Below are 17,127 nucleotides of genomic sequence, written 5' to 3' on the forward strand. Positions count from 1 at the left end.
AGCAGTCGCTGGCTTTTCATTTTATATGAATGAATTCGATATAATAAAACATTACTTTACCGTCGCCAGTCACCGCAAGGATGTGCTGATGGGCCCGGGAGATGACTGTGCTCTGTTACAGTTGCCGGCCAGTTCTGTGCTGGCAGTCAGCACAGATACCCTGGTGAGCGGAGTACATTTCTTTGCCGATATGGATCCGATGGCCCTGGGTCACAAGGCGCTGGCGGTCAACCTCTCGGATCTGGCGGCCATGGGCGCCGATCCCTGTTGGGTGTCGCTGGCCCTGACACTGCCCGAGGTCGACGAAAGCTGGATCAAGGGATTTTGCGCCGGCTTCTTCGAGCTGGCGGAATATTACAATGTGGCGCTGGTCGGCGGCGACATGACCCGAGGTCCGTTGTCCATTACCGTGACAGTCCATGGCACCCTGCCGGAAGGCAAGGGGCTGCGGCGCAACGGCGCCCGCGTAGGCGATGGCATTTATGTCACCGGCACGTTGGGCGATGCGGCGCTGGGTCTGCAACAGGTGCTGGGCAAGGTGACAGTGCCCGAGCCGCACCGGGACTTTGTTCGCACCAAGTTCGAGCATCCTCATCCGCGGATTCTGGCGGGCCAGGCGCTGCGTGATATCGCTTCCAGCGCGCTGGACTTGTCCGACGGTCTGGCCGGTGATCTGGCCCATGTGGCCCGCGCTTCCGGCATGCGCGCCCAGCTGGAGCTGGAGCAGCTGCCGCTGAGTGCGGCCATGCTGGCTACGGTGTCGCGGGAGCGGGCCTGGGAGCTGGCATTGACCGGCGGTGACGATTACGAGCTGTGCTTTACCGTGCCCGAGTTGCACCGGGGACTGCTCGAAACCGCGCTGGCTCATTGTGGCGTCAAGTTTACCCGTGTCGGGCGTATGCTGGCCGGTGAAGCGGGCGTCGAGCTCACATCCGAGGGGCGTCCTTATCAGCTGGCATCGAAAAGCTGGGATCATTTTCGCAGTGGTGACGAATGAGAAAGCCTGAGCTGGCGGCGCTGAAGCTGTCCAACCCGCTGCATCTGCTGGCCCTGGGCTTTGGCTCCGGCCTGAGTCCGTTTATGCCGGGCACCATGGGTACCCTGGCGGCGATTCCGCTCTATCTGCTGATACAGGGGCTGTCGCCGCTGTGGTATCTGCTGATCTTGGTGTTGGGTTTTGTGGGCGGCATCTGGATTTGCAATGCGGCTACCAAAGCTATCGGTCGCCACGATCATGGTGCCATTGTCTGGGACGAGATCATCGGTTTTGGCATCACCATGTTCGCGGCCCCGGCCGGTGCCGTGTGGATATTGGTCGGCTTCGTGCTGTTCCGGTTTTTCGATATCGTCAAACCCTGGCCCATTCGCTGGTTCGATCGGCGGATACACGGCGGTTTCGGCATCATGTTCGACGACGTGATCGCCGGATTGTTCGCCCTGGGCTGCCTGCAGGGGCTGGCAACACTGCTGTAATCATTGGCCGCGCAGCTTTCTGTTTCTGGCTGCGCGGTATTCTTCCTTGCTGTCAAACCTTCAAGTATTCAAACCTCGGACAGCCGCGTTGCACTCGCTCAGGCCAGCAGGTCTTGCAACGAATGGTAACCCTGTCGAGCATTCATATCCTGACGCCATGCTTGCCCTGTATCCGCTGTCTGTCACTTTACGCGCGTTATTGCCATTTTTAGAGTCAAAAACCTACTTTTTATCGCCAGTCTTTTGGTTATTACGACATATCCAGTCATAAATACTATTGATTATTCAACAGATGAAATATCTTGCTGATTTTGTGAGCTGCATCCCTATAACTGCGGTTTATCTTGGAGTGAAGACAGGCTTACAATGGCGTTCAAATGTTGCTTTTTTGTTGCCGGCTGTCCATGCTCGGCAACAACACACCGGCTGCCATTGAGGCCTGCTCGGCTGAAGGATGCGCAAGCGAGGGCCCGGGCCCGATTAAGGATGAGCATGTCCCTGTTAGAAGTAAAACATCTGCGAATTGAATATCCGTCCCGTCATGGCGTGATGGCCGCAGTGGATGATCTTTCCTTCTGTATCGAAAAAGGCGAAATACTCGGCGTGGTCGGGGAGTCCGGCGCCGGCAAGTCGACCATCGGCAATGCAGTCATCGATCTATTGAGCCCGCCGGGCAGCATTGCCAATGGCGAGGTTTATCTGGATGGCGAGAAAATATCCGGCCTGAGCCCGACCGGGATACGTGCCATCCGTGGCAGTCGCATCGGCTTTATCTTTCAGGATCCCATGACCTCGCTCAATCCGCTGTTTACGGTGGAATATCAGATGGTCGAAACTCTGCTGGCCAATACCGACATGAGTCGGGAGCAGGCGCGTCAGAAAGCGGTTTCGCTGCTCGATGCCGTGGGAATACCCCAGCCGGAGTTGCGCATCAGGCAGTACCCGCACCAGTTTTCCGGCGGCATGCGCCAGCGGGTGGTGATTGCCATCGCCCTGTCTTGCGACCCCGAGTTGATCATCGCCGACGAGCCGACCACGGCGCTGGATGTGTCGATTCAGGATCAGATACTGACCCTGATCCGCAATTTGTGCAAAGAACGCAACGTGGGCTGCATGCTGGTCACCCACGACATGGGGGTGGTGTCTAACGTCACCGACCGGGTGGCGGTGATGTACCGCGGCCGCCTGATGGAAATCGGCCCCACCAGCCAAGTGCTGGGCACGCCGGAGCACGATTACACCAAGAGCCTGATCTCCGCCGTGCCCCGTTCCGACGTCAAGCTGCGGCGCTTTCCGCTGGTGTCCTACATCGAAGACGCCAAAGAAAAAGCCTGCCTGGATCTCAAGCATCATTGGCTGGGCCAGAGCCAGGATCAGCGTGGCTACCAGGGGGCCTTGCTGCGGGTAGAGCACTGCAACCTGCGCTTCGTCACCAAGGATTCGTTTTTTCCTTCACGTCGCCAGTATCTGCAGGCGACCAACGACGTCAGCTTCGAGATTAATGAAGGAGAAACCTTCGGTCTGGTAGGAGAATCGGGTTCAGGCAAATCCACCATAGCCCGTGCCATTACCGGCCTGTATCCACCCGATACCGGCAAGATCTGGTTCGAAGGGATCGAGCTGACCGCCATCAAGAGCGAGCAGGAGCGTCGTCCCCTGCGCCGGCAGATGCAGATGGTGTTCCAGAATCCCTACTCTTCGCTTAATCCGCGCATGCGGGTGGCAGATATCATTGCCGAGCCGATCCACTTTCACCAGTTGGCACAGAATCAGGCGCAGATCCGCGGCATCGTCGATGATCTGCTCGGTTACGTCGGCCTGGGACGGGCGGCGGGGCTGAAGTTTCCCCATGAGTTTTCCGGCGGTCAGCGCCAGCGCATTTCCATCGCCAGGGCCCTTGCCACCCGGCCAAGGCTGTTGATTTGCGACGAGCCCACCTCGGCGCTGGATGTGTCGGTTCAGGCTCAAATATTGAATCTGCTCAAGGATTTGCAGGATGAGCTGAAGCTGACCATGCTGTTCATCAGCCACGATTTGCCGGTGATCCGCCAGATGTGTGATCGCATCGGGGTGATGAAGAAAGGCACCCTGGTGGAGGTGGCACCCACAGAGCAACTGTTTACCGACGCGGCGGATCCCTACAGCCGCTCATTGATTGCATTGATGCCCGAATTCAAGGGCATGTCACGGGAAGGCCTGGACATTTCCAATGCCCAAGGGGGCCAACATTAATGATGTCAACGGAGTGTTTCATGAAATCAGGACTCAACAAAGTAACGGCGGCGCTGCTGGCGGCCGGCCTGGCATTCGGTGCGCAGGCGGCGGATATCACCATCGCCTACGACGCGGATCCGGTATCGATGGACCCGCACGAGCAGTTGTCCGGCGCCACCATGGAAATGTCGCACCTGCTGTTTGATCCCCTGGTGCGCTGGACCAAGGAGTTCAAGATTGAGCCGCGGCTGGCAGAAAAATGGGAGCGCATCGATGAAAATACCCTGCGTTTTCACCTACGTCAGGGCGTCAAGTTTCACAGCGGCAACGACTTGACCGCCGATGACGTGGTCTGGACCTTCAAGCGCCTGAAGGAGTCTCCCGACTTCAAGGCCATTTTCGAACCTTTCAGCGCCGCCACCAGGGTCGACGACCACACGGTAGATCTGGTGACCAAGGGACCCTTTCCGCTGGTGCTGAATACCGCGACCTATCTGTTCCCGATGGACTCGAAGTTCTACAGCGGTACCACGGCAGACGGCAAGAACAAGGCCGATGTGATCAAGCACGGCAGTTCCTTTGCCTCGACCCACCCGTCGGGCACAGGCCCCTTCAAACTCAAGTTTCGCCAGCAGGGCGTGAAGGTGGAATACGAGCGCAATGCCGATTACTGGGATACCACATCGCCCGGCAATGTACAGAAGATGGTGCTGGTGCCAATCAAGGAAGACGCCACCCGCGTGGCGGCGCTGCTGGCCGGTGACGTGGACTTCATCAAGCCGGTATCGCCCAACGATCACGCCCGGGTCGAGTCTGCCGATGGCGTCAAGCTGGTAACCGAGGCGGGTACCCGCATCATTACCTTCCAGCTGAACCAGGAACGCTTCGAGCCCTTCAAAGACGTGCGTGTGCGCCAGGCGGTGAACTATGCCATTAACCAGGAAGGCATCGTCAAGCGTATCATGCGCGGATTCGGCACCACCGCCGGCCAGCAGGCACCTGCCGGTTATGTGGGCCACAACCCCGAGCTGACACCGCGTTATGATCTCGACAAGGCCAGGCAGTTGATGGCGGACGCCGGCTATAAAGATGGCTTCAAGATCAGCATGATCGCGCCCAACAACCGCTACGTGAACGACTACCGTATTGCCGAGGCGGTCAAGGCGATGTTGGCGCGCATCAATATCGAGGTGGATCTCAAGACGATGCCGGTAGCCCAGTACTGGCCGGAGTTCGACAAGTGTGCCGCCGACATGCTGATGATTGGCTGGCACTCGGATACCGAAGATAGCGCCAACTTCTCCGAATTCCTGACCATGACCCGTAACGAAGAAACCGGTCGTGGCCAGTACAACTGCGGTCATTACGCCAACCCCGAACTGGACGCGCTTATCGAGTCCGCCAACCTGGAAACCGACGGCGACAAGCGGGAACTGATGCTGCAACGGGCCGAAAAAATCCTTTATGACGACGCTGCCTTCGTGCCGCTGCACTGGCAGAATCTGGCCTGGGGGACGCGCAACAACGTAGAAGCCGAGCCGGTGGTCAACGCCATGGACTTCCCGTATCTGGGTGACCTGGTCGTCAAGGAATAAGCCAGGCGAAGGATGATGGCATTGGGGGGAGGGCTGTCCGATCCCCGTTTTATATTCCCCTCCGGCAGTTGGAATAAATCATGCTAACGTTTTTACTGAAACGGTTCTTTCAGGTTCTGATCGTGATGTTCGTTATCAGCCTGGTGGCGTTTTCGATTCAGGATAATCTGGGCGACCCCTTGCGCGAGTTGGTCGGTCAGTCGGTATCGGAAGAGGTGCGCCAGCAAATGCGTACCGAAATGGGTCTGAACGATCCCTTCATGATCAAGTTCGGCCGTTTTATCGGCAACGCGCTGCAGGGGGATTTTGGCACCTCGTATTTTTACAAGCAGCCTACCCTGGAGGTGATTTTCGAGAAGTTGCCCGCCACCCTGGAACTGGTGTTCTGTGCCAGCATCCTCATTATCTCCCTCAGCATACCGCTGGGGGTCTATTCCGCCATCAAGCCCGGGGCGTTTTTATCCCGGGCCGTGATGGGAGTGAGCATTATCGGAATATCGGTGCCGGTGTTTCTCACCGCGATTCTGTTGATGTATGTGTTTTCCATCGAGCTGGGCTGGCTGCCCGCCTATGGCCGCGGCGACTTGACCAGCCCGCTGGGCTGGGAGTCGGGGTTGTTCAACTGGCAGGGCTTTCGCAACCTGATACTGCCGAGCATAGCGCTGTCGTCCATCATGCTGCCCTTGTTTATCCGCCTGGTGCGTTCGGAAATGCTGGAGCAGCTGAGTGCGGAATACGTCAAGTTTGCCTGGGCCAAGGGCCTGGCAAAGTATCGCATCTGGTTTATCCATGCGCTGAAGAACACCCTGCTGCCATTGATCACCGTAGGAGGGGTACAAATCGGCACCATGGTGGCCTACACCATACTGACCGAAACCGTGTTTCAGTGGCCGGGCATTGGCCTGCTGTTTCTCGACGCCATCAACCGGGTGGATACGCCGTTGATCACCACCTATGTGATTTTCGTCGGCTTTATCTTTGTGGTGACCAACACCATCGTCGATTTGATCTACGGTCTGATCAACCCGACCGTTAACCTGGCCGCGAAGGGATAACCTTGATGACGACAGACATTAACCCGAGCCGGTGGGCCCGTTTCAGACAGTCGGATTTTCTGTATCATTTTCGGCGTGACAAGGTGGCCATGGTCAGCTTTGCGGTGTTTGTGGCCTTGCTGGCCGCCGCCTTGCTGTCGCCGATTATCGCGCCGCACAATCCGTATGATCTGGCAACCATCGATATTCTGGACTCGGAGCTGCCGCCCAGCTGGCAGCAGATGGGCGACGAGCGCTTTGTGCTGGGCACCGATGTGCAGGGCCGGGATATTCTGAGCACCATTCTCTATGGCTCGCGGGTGTCGCTGATTATCGGCCTGGGCGCGGTGGCTCTGCAGCTGGTGATCGGCATCGTGGTCGGCCTCTCTGCCGGTTACTTCGGTGGCCGCATCGACAACCTGCTGATGCGGATAGCCGATGTGCAGTTGTCATTCTCGACCATGATGGTGGCCATCATCGTGTCGGCGGTGTTTCAGGCAACTCTGGGCGCGGACTTTTACGCCGAATATGCGGTGCTGATGCTGGTGGTGATCATCGGCCTGGCCGAGTGGCCCCAGTATGCCCGTACCATTCGCGCCACCGTGCTGGCGGAAAAGAAAAAGGAGTATGTGGAGGCGGCCAGGGTGATGGGGTTCAAGTCGATGCGCATCATGTTTCGCCACATACTGCCCAACTGCCTGTCGCCGATACTGGTGATCTCCACGGTGCAGGTGGCCAACGCCATCATGAGCGAGGCGGCGCTGTCGTTCCTGGGCCTGCCGGTGGACAAGCCCTCGCTGGGATCCTTGATCAGCATGGGCTTCAGCTATATCTTCTCCGGCTCCTGGTGGATCACCGCCTTCCCCGGTATTTATCTGGTGATACTGGTGCTGGTGATAAACCTGCTCGGCGACTGGCTGCGCGACGTGTTCAACCCCAAGTTGTACAAAGGCTAAACATGAGTAGCCGCAAGCGGTCAGCTTTAAGTCGCCCGGCGTTGTAAGCCATGCCGGCCTTTGAGCCGGCATTTTTGTAGCTGCCGCTTCAGCTGGCAGGGGCTGGGCAGCAGGCCCGGGAGCTGGACGTGCCCGAAGGATTGCGCCGGCTAAAGCGGTGCCTGCCATTACCACCCACTTGCAGCTTACCGCTTGCCTGCACCTCTCCAAAGGGTATGATCGCCGCCTTTATGCTTTTCACTCCGGAGCCCCATCTTGCTCGCCACCCTGAACTTGTTATTCCCCCTCGTTTTGCGCCGTCGGCTGGCTGGAATACTGATCATGACGTCCATGGCGCTGGTGGTGGCGGGGTTGGTGGGACTGCCGGTGGCACCGGGCTGGGCCGGTGCTGGGTACTGGTGTGCGGCGGCGTTGTTGTGGCCGGGGTTGGCCCGGCGTAATCGTATTCAGACGTTGTTGCTGCTGCTGGTGGGGGCCTGCTGTCTGGCGCTGAGCCGGCGCTTGGGCGCCGAGGTGGATATCGAGCGCATAGTGGCCGGCAACAGCAGTCTGTTGTCCATGCTGGTGGCGGTCAGTTTTCTCGGGCTGGTGAGTCGACCCGGGGAGGAAGGCGAAGCCCGCTTTCCCAGGGGGCGACAGGCGGTCGCCTCGACCCTGGGGGCAGTGCATCTGTTTGGCTCAGTGATTAATCTGTCATCGGTGTTTATCATCGGTGACCGACTGTCGCGCAACGGCAGTGTCAGCCGGGAACAGGCGATAGTGCTGATCCGCGGTTTTACCGCAGCCGCCTTCTGGTCGCCCTTTTTCGCCGCCATGGCGGTGGCATTAAGCGTGGCGCCACAGGCGAAGCTGGCTTTCCTATGGCTGGTCAGCATGCCGCTGGCACTGCTGGCCATGGGACTGACCTGGTGGCAGCTGGACCGCCAGAAACCCGGGGAGGAGGCGACACCGGTGAATGAATTTGTCGGTTATCCCCTGCATGCCACCGGGCTGATGTTGCCGGTTCTGCTGGCGGCGGCCGTGCTGCTGTCTCATCAATTATGGCCAGGGCTGTCCATTCTGTCGGTGATCACCCTGCTGTCGCCCCCGTTCAGCCTGTTGGTATTGGCGGCGGGCAGACGATCGCCGGTGGCGGGGCTGGGGCAACTGGTCAATGGTCGCCTGCCCCAGATGGGCAACGAGCTGGCGCTGTTTCTCGCCGCCGGTGTACTGGCTTACGGGCTGGAAAGCCTGCTGTCCAGCTGGGGCGGCACCCTGCCATTCGGCGGCTTTGGTGCCACCGAGGCCAGCCTGACCTATCTGGTGATAGTGCTGCTGTCCTTACTGGGCATTCACCCCATTATCTGTATCGCGCTGGCGGGCTCTGTGCTAAGCCCGCTTGAGCCTGATCATACGCTGCTGGCGCTGGTGTTTTTGTCGTCCTGGGCGGTGGGTACCTCTACCGGGCCGCTGTCCGGCATCAACCTGGCTTTTCAGGGCCGCTACGGGGTGGACTCCTTTCAGATCATGCGCTGGAACCTGAGTTATCTGGGCTTGATGTCGGTGCTGGTGGTGCTGGCAATCTGGGCGCTGGCCGCTTTGCTCGGTGTGGATTAATCATGGCTCTGGTGTAACATTCAGGCGTTGGAATCGATGGCGCCGGTGTCGGCGCCCGTTGCAGGAGAAAACCGTGAAATTTATCTGGTTCAAGGTGTTACTGACCGTACTGATCTTTGCCGGCCTGTTTGCCTGGGTGTACTGCAAAGTGGCCAGTGGTGCCCTCTGATATGAGAGCAAGACATTGATTACAAAACGAAGGTTTGCTCGAGCCTGCAGCCGAAGACAGAAGTCGGAGACAGCGTCTGGCCGGTCTGTCCGTGGGGGTACAATGGTGGCTCGCCTGCGGGTGTTTGAACTGTTCAAAAAGCGCTCGCAATCTCGTCCTGGCGTTTGCGCCCCGCAAGGTTCTAATGCATAATACGCGCCTAAAAAACCTGATGTGCGGTGTGTCGGTACTCTTCACATGCTCCGTCTACTTCTTTAATCAACCATAAAAGTTGCATCATGTCCGAATTATCCAAATACAGAAACATCGGTATCTTCGCTCACGTTGACGCGGGCAAAACCACGACCACCGAGCGTATCCTCAAGCTGACCGGTAAAATCCACAAGTCGGGCGAGACTCACGATGGTGAATCTACTACCGATTTCATGGAGCAGGAAGCCGAGCGCGGTATTACCATTCAGTCTGCAGCCGTAAGCTGTTTCTGGAAAGACCACCGCTTCAACGTTATCGACACCCCCGGACACGTTGACTTCACCGTTGAAGTTTATCGTTCTCTGAAAGTTCTGGATGGCGGTATCGGTGTATTCTGTGGTTCCGGCGGTGTTGAACCCCAGTCTGAAACCAACTGGCGTTATGCGAACGACTCTGAAGTTGCGCGTATCATCTTCGTCAACAAGCTGGACCGTATCGGTGCCGACTTCCTGCGCGTTGTTCAGCAGACCCGTGATGTACTGGCCGCCAACCCCATCGTGATGGTGCTGCCTATCGGTGTTGAAGACGAGTTCAAGGGTGTTGTTGACCTCTTGACCCGTAAAGCATGGATCTGGGACGAAAGCGGTGAAGCCGAAAACTACACCATCGAAGACGTTCCGGCCGACATGGTTGACATGGTAGAAGAATACCGTGAAATGCTGGTTGAAAGTGCCGTTGAGCAGGACGATGACCTGATGGAATCTTACATGGAAGGTGTTGAGCCCTCCATTGACGATATCAAGCGTTGCATCCGCAAGGGTACTCGTAACCTGGCTCTGTTCCCGACTTACTGTGGTTCTGCGTTCAAGAACAAGGGCATGCAGTTGGTACTGGACGCCGTGGTTGACTACCTGCCGAGCCCAACCGAAGTTGAGCCGCAGCCGCTGACCGACGAAGAAGGTGTTGAGACCGGTGAATTCGCCATCGTTGATGCCGACGCGCCGCTGAAAGCGCTGGCGTTCAAGATCATGGATGACCGTTTCGGCGCCCTGACCTTCGTTCGTATCTATGCCGGCCGCATCAAGAAGGGTGACACCATCCTTAACTCTGCTACCGGTAAAACCGAACGTGTTGGTCGCATGTGTGAAATGCAGGCTGACGAACGTAACGAACTGGAATCGGCCCAGGCCGGTGACATTATCGCCATCATCGGTATGAAGAACGTGCAAACCGGCCACACCCTGTGTGACGTCAAGCACCCCTGTACCCTGGAAGCCATGGTATTCCCCGAGCCGGTTATCTCCATCGCCGTTGCGCCGAAAGATAAAGGCGGTTCCGAGAAAATGGGCGTGGCTATCGGCAAGATGATCGCCGAAGATCCGTCATTCCGCGTAGAAACCGATATCGATTCCGGCGAAACCATCCTGAAAGGTATGGGTGAACTGCACCTGGACATCAAGGTAGACATCCTGAAGCGTACCTACGGTGTTGAACTGATCGTGGGTGAGCCGCAGGTTGCATACCGTGAAACCATTACCGCCGAAGTGGAAGACAGCTACACCCACAAGAAGCAGTCTGGTGGTTCCGGTCAATACGGCAAGATCGACTACTTCATCCGTCCAGGCGAAGCCAACACCGGTTTCGTGTTCAAGTCATCCGTTGTTGGTGGTAACGTACCGAAGGAATTCTGGCCTGCTGTCGAGAAAGGTTTCGCCAGCATGATGAACACCGGTACCATTGCCGGCTTCCCGGTACTGGACGTTGAATTCGAACTGACCGACGGTGCTTTCCACGCAGTTGACTCCTCGGCCATCGCGTTCGAAATCGCTGCTAAAGGCGCCTTCCGTCAGTCTATCGCCAAAGCCAAGCCGCAACTGCTTGAGCCGGTGATGAAGGTTGACGTGTTCAGCCCGGAAGACAACGTGGGTGACGTTATCGGTGACTTGAACCGTCGTCGCGGCATGATCAAGGATCAGAATGCCGGCGTAACTGGTGTTCGCATCAAGGCCGACGTACCCCTGTCCGAAATGTTTGGTTACATCGGTTCACTGCGTACCATGACTTCCGGTCGTGGTCAGTTCTCCATGGAGTTCTCACACTACGCAGCGTGCCCGGCCAACGTATCCGAAAAAGTTGTTGCTCAGGTTAAAGAACGCAAAGCAGCTGACGCCAAGAAGTAATTCTGGTGTAAAGCGCTAGTTCTTTGATAAAAACCGCTGCTCCGGCAGCGGTTTTTTTATGCCTGGAATAAACAGTGAAGATGGGATTTGTATGAAACAATTTGTTTTTGGTGGGGCTCGGTCAGGCAAGAGCAGCCTGGCAGAGCGGCTCTGCGCTCACCATGGTGACAAGGTTGCCTATATCGCGACCGCCAATAAAGCCTTGAACGATGCCGAAATGGATACGCGTATTACCCAACATCGGCAGCAAAGGCCCGCGCATTGGCACACCATTGAAGTTCCTGTTGCACTTGCCGATGCATTGGAGGTACTGCAGGATTACGAGGCGGTAATGATAGATTGCCTTACCCTGTGGCTGAGCAACTGCCTGCATCAAGGCTGCTGGCCACAACAGCGGCAGGATTTTTTAAATGCGCTGGAAAACTTTAGCGGTGAGCTGGTCATAGTCAGTAATGAAGTCGGTATGGGCATAGTGCCGCTGGGCGAACTTTCACGCCGTTTTGTCGATGAAAGCGGCTTTTTGCATCAGGCGGTGGCCGCCCGCTGCCAGCGAGTCATTTTTACCGCGGCAGGCTTGCCACTGGTCATGAAAGGCCCCGGTTTATAAACAGTATGTCTGTGGCCGTCGCTTTAGCCGACGGGGCCTGCGTCGCAGGCCCTTGTTCGTTTGCCAGCTTCGCCGGGCAAACAAAAAGCGAAGCCGGTTGGCTTCGCTTGTGGTCTGGAGTGGTATGCAGGAAGATTCCGGCTCAAGGCCGGAATGAGGTTTGTTGAAACTCAGCGTTGCTGGTATTCCCGAATGGATTGCACCATACCCTCGGCATCCAGTCCCAGTTTGGACAAAATCTGCTGCTGGCTGCCTTGCTCGACAAAAACATCGGGCAGTCCCAGGTTCAGTACCGGTACCGGTTTTTTATTGCGCATCAGGCACTCGATTACTGCCGAGCCGGCGCCGCCCATGATGGCGTTTTCTTCCACCGTCACCAATAGCTCGTGATCCGTCAGCAACGACAGTAGCAGGGCTTCGTCCAGCGGCTTTACGAAACGCATGTCTATCAGGGTGGCATCCAGTTGTTCGGCGGCGGCGGCGGCCTCGGCCAGCAGGGTGCCGAAGTTCAGCATGGCGATGTTGCTGCCCTGGCGGATAATCCGGCCCTTGCCCAGTTCCAGTGCCGTCATCTGCTCGACGATGTCGGCTCCGCTGCCGTTGCCGCGCGGGTAACGTACCGCCGCCGGTCCCCGATACTGGTAACCGGTGTAGAGCATCTGCCGACACTCGTTTTCGTCTGCCGGTGTCATGATCACCATGTTGGGCACGGTGCGCATAAAGCTCAGATCAAAGGCTCCCTGATGGGTGGGACCGTCGGCACCGACGATACCGGCCCGGTCGATGGCAAACAGCACGTCCAGCTCCTGCAGCGCCACGTCGTGGATCAGTTGATCGTAGGCCCGTTGCAGGAAGGTGGAATAAATGGCCACCACCGGCTTCCTGCCCTCGATGGCCATGCCTGCGGCCAGGGTCACCGCGTGTTGTTCGGCGATGGCCACATCGAAATAGCGTTTGGGAAATTCCCGCGAAAAACGCACCAGACCGGAGCCCTCACGCATCGCCGGGGTAATGGCCATCAGCTTGTCATCGGCTCGGGCCATGTCGCATAGCCAGTTGCCGAAAATGGTGGAATAGCTGGGGCCGGAGGAGGGCGTCTTCGGCAGCGCGCTCTCGGCCGGATCGAATCTGGGTACCCCGTGGTAACCGATAGGATCCTGCTCTGCCGGCAGGTAGCCCTTGCCCTTGCGGGTCATGATGTGCAGAAACTGCGGACCCTTGAGCTTGCGCATGTTGCGCAGGGTCTCGACCAGGGTATTGATGTCGTGGCCGTCGATGGGGCCGACATAATTGAAGCCGAACTCTTCAAACAAGGTGCCGGGAATGACCATGCCCTTGAGATGTTCTTCGGTGCGTCTGGCCAGCTCTTTCAGCGGCGGCAGTATCTCCAGCGCCTTCTTGCCGCCTTCGCGCAGGCTGCTGTACAGGGAGCCGGACATGATCCGCGCCAGGTGATTGTTGAGCGCACCGACATTTTCCGAAATCGACATCTCGTTGTCGTTGAGGATAACCAGCATGTCTTTGTGAATGTCACCGGCGTGGTTCAGGGCCTCGAATGCCATGCCGGCGGTAATGGCGCCATCACCGATAATGGCCGCGACCTTGCGGCCTTGCTGCTCCTGACCGGCGGCAATGGCCATGCCGAGTGCCGCCCCTATGCTGGTGCTGGAATGACCGACCGACAGGGTGTCGTATTCGCTCTCGCCCCGCCAGGGGAAGGGGTGCAGCCCCTGATACTGGCGGATGCTGGCCATGCGTTCGCGCCGGCCTGTGAGGATTTTGTGCGGATAGGCCTGATGGCCCACATCCCACACCAGACGGTCGAAGGGGGTGTTATAGACGTAGTGCAGGGCCACGGTCAGCTCCACCACCCCCAGGCCGGAGGCCAGGTGGCCGCTGCTGCGGCTGACCGAATGCAGCAGGTAGGATCTCAGCTCCTTGCACAGGGCGGGCAGCCGCTCCTGGGGCAGGCTGCGCAGCTCATCGGGCAGGTTGGCCAGCGCCAGGGTCGGGTAATCGGCAATATTCAGGCTCATAAGCTTATTATTGTCCTCGCCCTAAAAATCGCGTTTAACGATGTAGTGAGCGAATGCTTCCAGTGTTTGAGTAGGATAGGGGATATCAGCCAGCGCCGACAACGCCTGCCGGTGTAGCTCGTCCGCCAGCCCGCGCGCGCCGTCGAGGCCGAGCAGGGCGGGATAGGTGCTTTTCTGCTGCACCAGATCCTTGCCCTGGGTTTTGCCCAGGGTCTGGGTGTCGGCGGTGATATCCAGAATATCGTCCTGCACCTGAAACGCCAGGCCGATGGCCTCGGCATAACGGCTGAGTGCCGTCAGGTGCGCTTCTTCCATGTTCTCGGCGCAGAGCGCGCCCAGGCGCACGGCGGCACGGATAAGCGCGCCTGTCTTGTGGCGGTGCAGGCTTTCCAGGGTGGCGCGGTCGATGGCTTTGCCTTCGCACTGGATATCCAGTGCCTGGCCACCACACATGCCGTTATAGCCGCTGGCCCGGGCCAGCTCCTGCACCATGCGCAACTGGCGCTCGGCACCCAGGCCATTCTGGTGCCGGCTGAGCAGCTCGAAGGCCAGTGCCTGCAGGGCGTCACCGGCCAGAATGGCGGTGGCTTCGTCAAAGGCCTTGTGTACCGTAGGCCTGCCCCGTCGCAGATCGTCGTTGTCCATGGCCGGCAGGTCGTCGTGGATCAGCGAATAGGCATGAATGCATTCCACCGCGGCGGCGGCGGCATCCAGCGCCGTGGTATTTGCCTGCCCCAGCAGCTCGCCGCTGACATATACCAGCATGGGACGCACTCTTTTACCACCCTGTAACAGGCCGTATTCCATGGCGGCTTTAAGCTCGGGGGCCAGGTTGTCGAGGTTGGAGATGGCCGTGACGAGTACCCGTGCTATGCGCTCATGGTAGTGCTGCTGCAATTGAATAAAGCCCACCTCAGCGTTCCTCCTGACCCGGAGTAAAGGCCACCAGCCGTTCTTCGTCCTGTTGCAGCAGTATCTGTACCTGCTGTTCTGCCTGGGTCAGCCGAAGCTGGCCGGCACGCACCAGTTGAATGCCCCGCTCGAATGACTTGAGCGACTGTTCCAGGCTCAGGTCACCTTCTTCCAGCTGGTTTACCAGATTTTCCAGTTCTGCGAGGGCGCTTTCAAAATCCATATTTTCAGGTTTTTTGGTAGCCACGGGCATCCTCTGTCATTTATGCGGCAAAATGGGGGGCAATAGTACCATTGCCGTCCCGCTTTTGGCGAAACATATAGACTCGTTCCAAAGGTCGATTCGCTGCTGCTGGTTCAGAAAATATTGATGCTGCCGATAACACCAACAGCGACAAGGCACGGCGTAACAGGGTAACATTGGGGCCCATTATGACAGTACCAACCTCGTACTAAACCACGTTATAACCAATGAGGACCTTGCTTTGGATCTGGCAACCATTATCGGATTGATCGGCGGTATGGCCTTTATCGGCATGGCCATGGTCCTGGGCGGCAGCCTTGGCCTCTATGTGGATGTGCCATCGTTTTTTATCGTATTTGTCGGCTCTCTCTTCGTTGTCATGATGAAATTCAACCTGGGCCAGTTCCTGGGTGCCACCAAGGTGGCGGCCAAGGCCTTCATGTTCAAGCTGGAAAAGCCCGAGGACTTGATAGAGCGAGTCGTGGTGCTGGCTGACTCGGCCCGCAAAGGTGGCTTTCTGGCGCTGGAAGAGGCGGAAATCACCAACCCCTTCCTGCAGAAAGCGGTGGACATGCTGGTGGATGGTCATGAACAGAATGTGGTGAAGGCTGCGCTGGAAAAAGACATCGATCTCACCGCCGAGCGGCAAGAACAGGGGGCGAAAATATTTCGGGCGCTGGGGGATGTGGCGCCGGCTATGGGCATGATTGGCACCCTTATTGGTCTGGTCGCCATGCTGGCGAACATGGATGACCCCAAGGCCATAGGCCCGGCCATGGCGATTGCGCTACTGACCACCCTCTACGGTGCCATGCTGGCCAACATGCTGGCGTTGCCCATTGCCGACAAGCTCGAGCTGCGTTCCGAAGAGGAGCGGCTTAACCGCACCCTGATCCTGGATGCGGTGTTGGGCATTCAGGACGGCCAGAATCCGAGGGTACTGCAGGGACTGCTGGAAAACTACCTGGCCGATACCAAGCGGACGAAGGAGGAGTAGTGGCCAAAAAGTGCAAGGCCCCGGCGGCTGGCGCCCCGGCCTGGATGGCGACCTTTGCCGATCTTGCTACCATATTGATGAGCTTTTTCGTACTGCTGCTGGCCTTTGCCGAGATGGATGTGGTCAAGTTCAAGCAAGTCGCCGGCAGCATGAAGTATGCCTTCGGGGTACAGAACCAGCTTGAAGTGACCGAAATTCCCAAGGGTACTTCGGTCATCGCTCTGGAGTTTCGGCCCGGACAGCCGCAGCCGACACCCATCGATGTCATCATGCAGCACACCACAGATTCCACCCAGGCCGAGTTGGACTTTCAGCCCGGTGAAGAAGACAGATCGGCCGGGCAAAGCCGAGAAGACGGCAACCTGAGTGGCGCAGAGCAGTCCGACAGGCCCCAGATCGATCCGCAAACCATGACACTGGCGCAGGAGCTGGCCGAGGCGTTGAATGAATCGATAGAGCAGGATGCGATCGAGATAGAAGCGCTGGGGCAGCAGGTGATTATCCGTATCAAGGAAAACGCCTCCTTTTCGGCAGGTTCTGCCTTCCTGCAGCCTCAGTTCTGGCCGGTAGTGCGCCGGATCGGCAAGCTGCTCAAGGATATTCCCGGCGAGATCCTGGTGTCCGGCCATACGGATGATATTCAGACCCGCAACGAGCTGTTTCGTTCCAACTGGGAACTGTCGTCCCAGCGGGCGCTGGCGGTGGCGGATCAGCTGATGCGGGTGGAGGGTTTTGAAGACGAGCGCATGGTGGTGCTGGGGATGGCCGGAACCCGGCCGCTGGAGCCCAACGATACCTCCGAAAATCGACGTCGCAATCGGCGAGTGGAGATCACTATTTCCCAGGGTAAGCCCAGATTTACTCCGCCGTTGGATCTGTTTTCACCGCAATAAAAGATGTGAGGTGGAAGGCGTAAGGCAGC

The 17,127-nt window shown here is 58.0% G+C and carries 14 protein-coding genes; 11 read left to right on the top strand and 3 right to left on the bottom strand.

Going from position 1 to position 17,127, the window contains the following annotated elements; translation table 11 throughout:
* The first annotated feature begins 25 nt into the window (after positions 1-25).
* The 9 genes from thiL to cobU all read left to right on the top strand — a co-directional run bounded on the left by thiL (position 26) and on the right by cobU (position 12,016).
* The gene (gene thiL, locus ACLEIV_RS13150; RefSeq protein WP_410457092.1) at positions 26-997 is read left to right on the top strand and encodes a thiamine-phosphate kinase; all 972 of its coding nucleotides are present in this window, start codon (positions 26-28) and stop codon (positions 995-997) included.
* Positions 994-1,473: a phosphatidylglycerophosphatase A family protein gene (locus ACLEIV_RS13155; RefSeq protein ID WP_410457093.1), complete on the top strand. Its 480-nt coding sequence runs from the start codon at positions 994-996 to the stop codon at positions 1,471-1,473. Before thiL ends, ACLEIV_RS13155 begins: the two co-directional genes overlap by 4 nt.
* A gap of 492 nt (positions 1,474-1,965) precedes the next feature.
* Positions 1,966-3,705 carry a dipeptide ABC transporter ATP-binding protein gene (locus tag ACLEIV_RS13160; RefSeq protein WP_410457094.1) on the top strand — a complete coding sequence of 580 codons (1,740 nt, stop codon included), beginning with the start codon at positions 1,966-1,968 and terminating at the stop codon, positions 3,703-3,705.
* Positions 3,706-3,725: 20 nt separating this feature from the next.
* A complete protein-coding gene (locus tag ACLEIV_RS13165; RefSeq protein WP_410457095.1) occupies positions 3,726-5,282 on the top strand; it encodes an ABC transporter substrate-binding protein in 1,557 nt (518 codons plus the stop codon).
* Positions 5,283-5,362: 80 nt separating this feature from the next.
* On the top strand, positions 5,363-6,337 hold the full coding sequence (locus ACLEIV_RS13170) for an ABC transporter permease (protein WP_410457096.1): 975 nt from the start codon (positions 5,363-5,365) through the stop codon (positions 6,335-6,337).
* Positions 6,338-6,342: 5 nt separating this feature from the next.
* On the top strand, positions 6,343-7,272 hold the full coding sequence (locus ACLEIV_RS13175) for an ABC transporter permease (RefSeq protein ID WP_410457097.1): 930 nt from the start codon (positions 6,343-6,345) through the stop codon (positions 7,270-7,272).
* A 321-nt stretch (positions 7,273-7,593) separates the two neighbouring features.
* On the top strand, positions 7,594-8,868 hold the full coding sequence (locus ACLEIV_RS13180; protein WP_410457098.1) for a hypothetical protein: 1,275 nt from the start codon (positions 7,594-7,596) through the stop codon (positions 8,866-8,868).
* Positions 8,869-9,315: 447 nt separating this feature from the next.
* Positions 9,316-11,409 carry an elongation factor G gene (fusA, locus tag ACLEIV_RS13185; RefSeq protein ID WP_410457099.1) on the top strand — a complete coding sequence of 698 codons (2,094 nt, stop codon included), beginning with the start codon at positions 9,316-9,318 and terminating at the stop codon, positions 11,407-11,409.
* Positions 11,410-11,500: 91 nt separating this feature from the next.
* Positions 11,501-12,016, top strand: a complete 516-nt coding sequence (gene cobU / locus ACLEIV_RS13190) for a bifunctional adenosylcobinamide kinase/adenosylcobinamide-phosphate guanylyltransferase (protein WP_410457100.1) — start codon at positions 11,501-11,503, stop codon at positions 12,014-12,016.
* Between the two features lie 170 nt (positions 12,017-12,186).
* Here the strand turns inward: cobU and dxs are convergent, their stop codons facing one another.
* From dxs to xseB, 3 genes are read right to left on the bottom strand one after another with little or no spacing between them, the layout of a single operon-like run.
* On the bottom strand, positions 12,187-14,052 hold the full coding sequence (gene dxs / locus ACLEIV_RS13195; protein WP_410457101.1) for a 1-deoxy-D-xylulose-5-phosphate synthase: 1,866 nt from the start codon (positions 14,050-14,052) through the stop codon (positions 12,187-12,189).
* A 21-nt stretch (positions 14,053-14,073) separates the two neighbouring features.
* Positions 14,074-14,964, bottom strand: a complete 891-nt coding sequence (gene ispA / locus ACLEIV_RS13200) for a (2E,6E)-farnesyl diphosphate synthase (protein ID WP_410457102.1) — start codon at positions 14,962-14,964, stop codon at positions 14,074-14,076.
* A 1-nt stretch (position 14,965) separates the two neighbouring features.
* Positions 14,966-15,211 (bottom strand): exodeoxyribonuclease VII small subunit, encoded by a 246-nt coding sequence (gene xseB / locus ACLEIV_RS13205; protein ID WP_410457103.1) that lies wholly within the window; start codon positions 15,209-15,211, stop codon positions 14,966-14,968.
* 238 nt (positions 15,212-15,449) lie between these two features.
* Between xseB and pomA the strand changes: the two genes are divergently transcribed.
* Together pomA and ACLEIV_RS13215 are read left to right on the top strand one after the other, a co-directional pair.
* On the top strand, positions 15,450-16,205 hold the full coding sequence (gene pomA / locus ACLEIV_RS13210) for a flagellar motor protein PomA (protein ID WP_410457104.1): 756 nt from the start codon (positions 15,450-15,452) through the stop codon (positions 16,203-16,205).
* Positions 16,205-17,098, top strand: coding sequence for a flagellar motor protein MotB (locus ACLEIV_RS13215; protein ID WP_410457105.1), 894 nt, complete (start codon positions 16,205-16,207; stop codon positions 17,096-17,098). The genes pomA and ACLEIV_RS13215 overlap by 1 nt, the downstream gene beginning before the upstream one ends.
* Positions 17,099-17,127: the final 29 nt, after the last annotated feature.

The sequence above is a fragment of the Oceanisphaera submarina genome (genome assembly GCF_046521305.1).
Taxonomy (GTDB): Bacteria; Pseudomonadota; Gammaproteobacteria; order Enterobacterales; family Aeromonadaceae; genus Oceanimonas; species Oceanimonas submarina.

Coding starts and splice junctions, on each gene's coding strand:
- ACLEIV_RS13170 (WP_410457096.1), top strand. CDS start 5,363: ATGCTAACGTTTTTACTGAAACGGTTCTTTCAGGTTCTGATCGTGATG.
- ACLEIV_RS13165 (WP_410457095.1), top strand. CDS start 3,726: ATGAAATCAGGACTCAACAAAGTAACGGCGGCGCTGCTGGCGGCCGGC.
- ACLEIV_RS13160 (WP_410457094.1), top strand. CDS start 1,966: ATGTCCCTGTTAGAAGTAAAACATCTGCGAATTGAATATCCGTCCCGT.
- fusA (WP_410457099.1), top strand. CDS start 9,316: ATGTCCGAATTATCCAAATACAGAAACATCGGTATCTTCGCTCACGTT.
- thiL (WP_410457092.1), top strand. CDS start 26: ATGAATGAATTCGATATAATAAAACATTACTTTACCGTCGCCAGTCAC.
- ACLEIV_RS13175 (WP_410457097.1), top strand. CDS start 6,343: ATGACGACAGACATTAACCCGAGCCGGTGGGCCCGTTTCAGACAGTCG.
- ACLEIV_RS13180 (WP_410457098.1), top strand. CDS start 7,594: ATGACGTCCATGGCGCTGGTGGTGGCGGGGTTGGTGGGACTGCCGGTG.
- cobU (WP_410457100.1), top strand. CDS start 11,501: ATGAAACAATTTGTTTTTGGTGGGGCTCGGTCAGGCAAGAGCAGCCTG.
- ACLEIV_RS13155 (WP_410457093.1), top strand. CDS start 994: ATGAGAAAGCCTGAGCTGGCGGCGCTGAAGCTGTCCAACCCGCTGCAT.
- dxs (WP_410457101.1), bottom strand. CDS start 14,052: ATGAGCCTGAATATTGCCGATTACCCGACCCTGGCGCTGGCCAACCTG.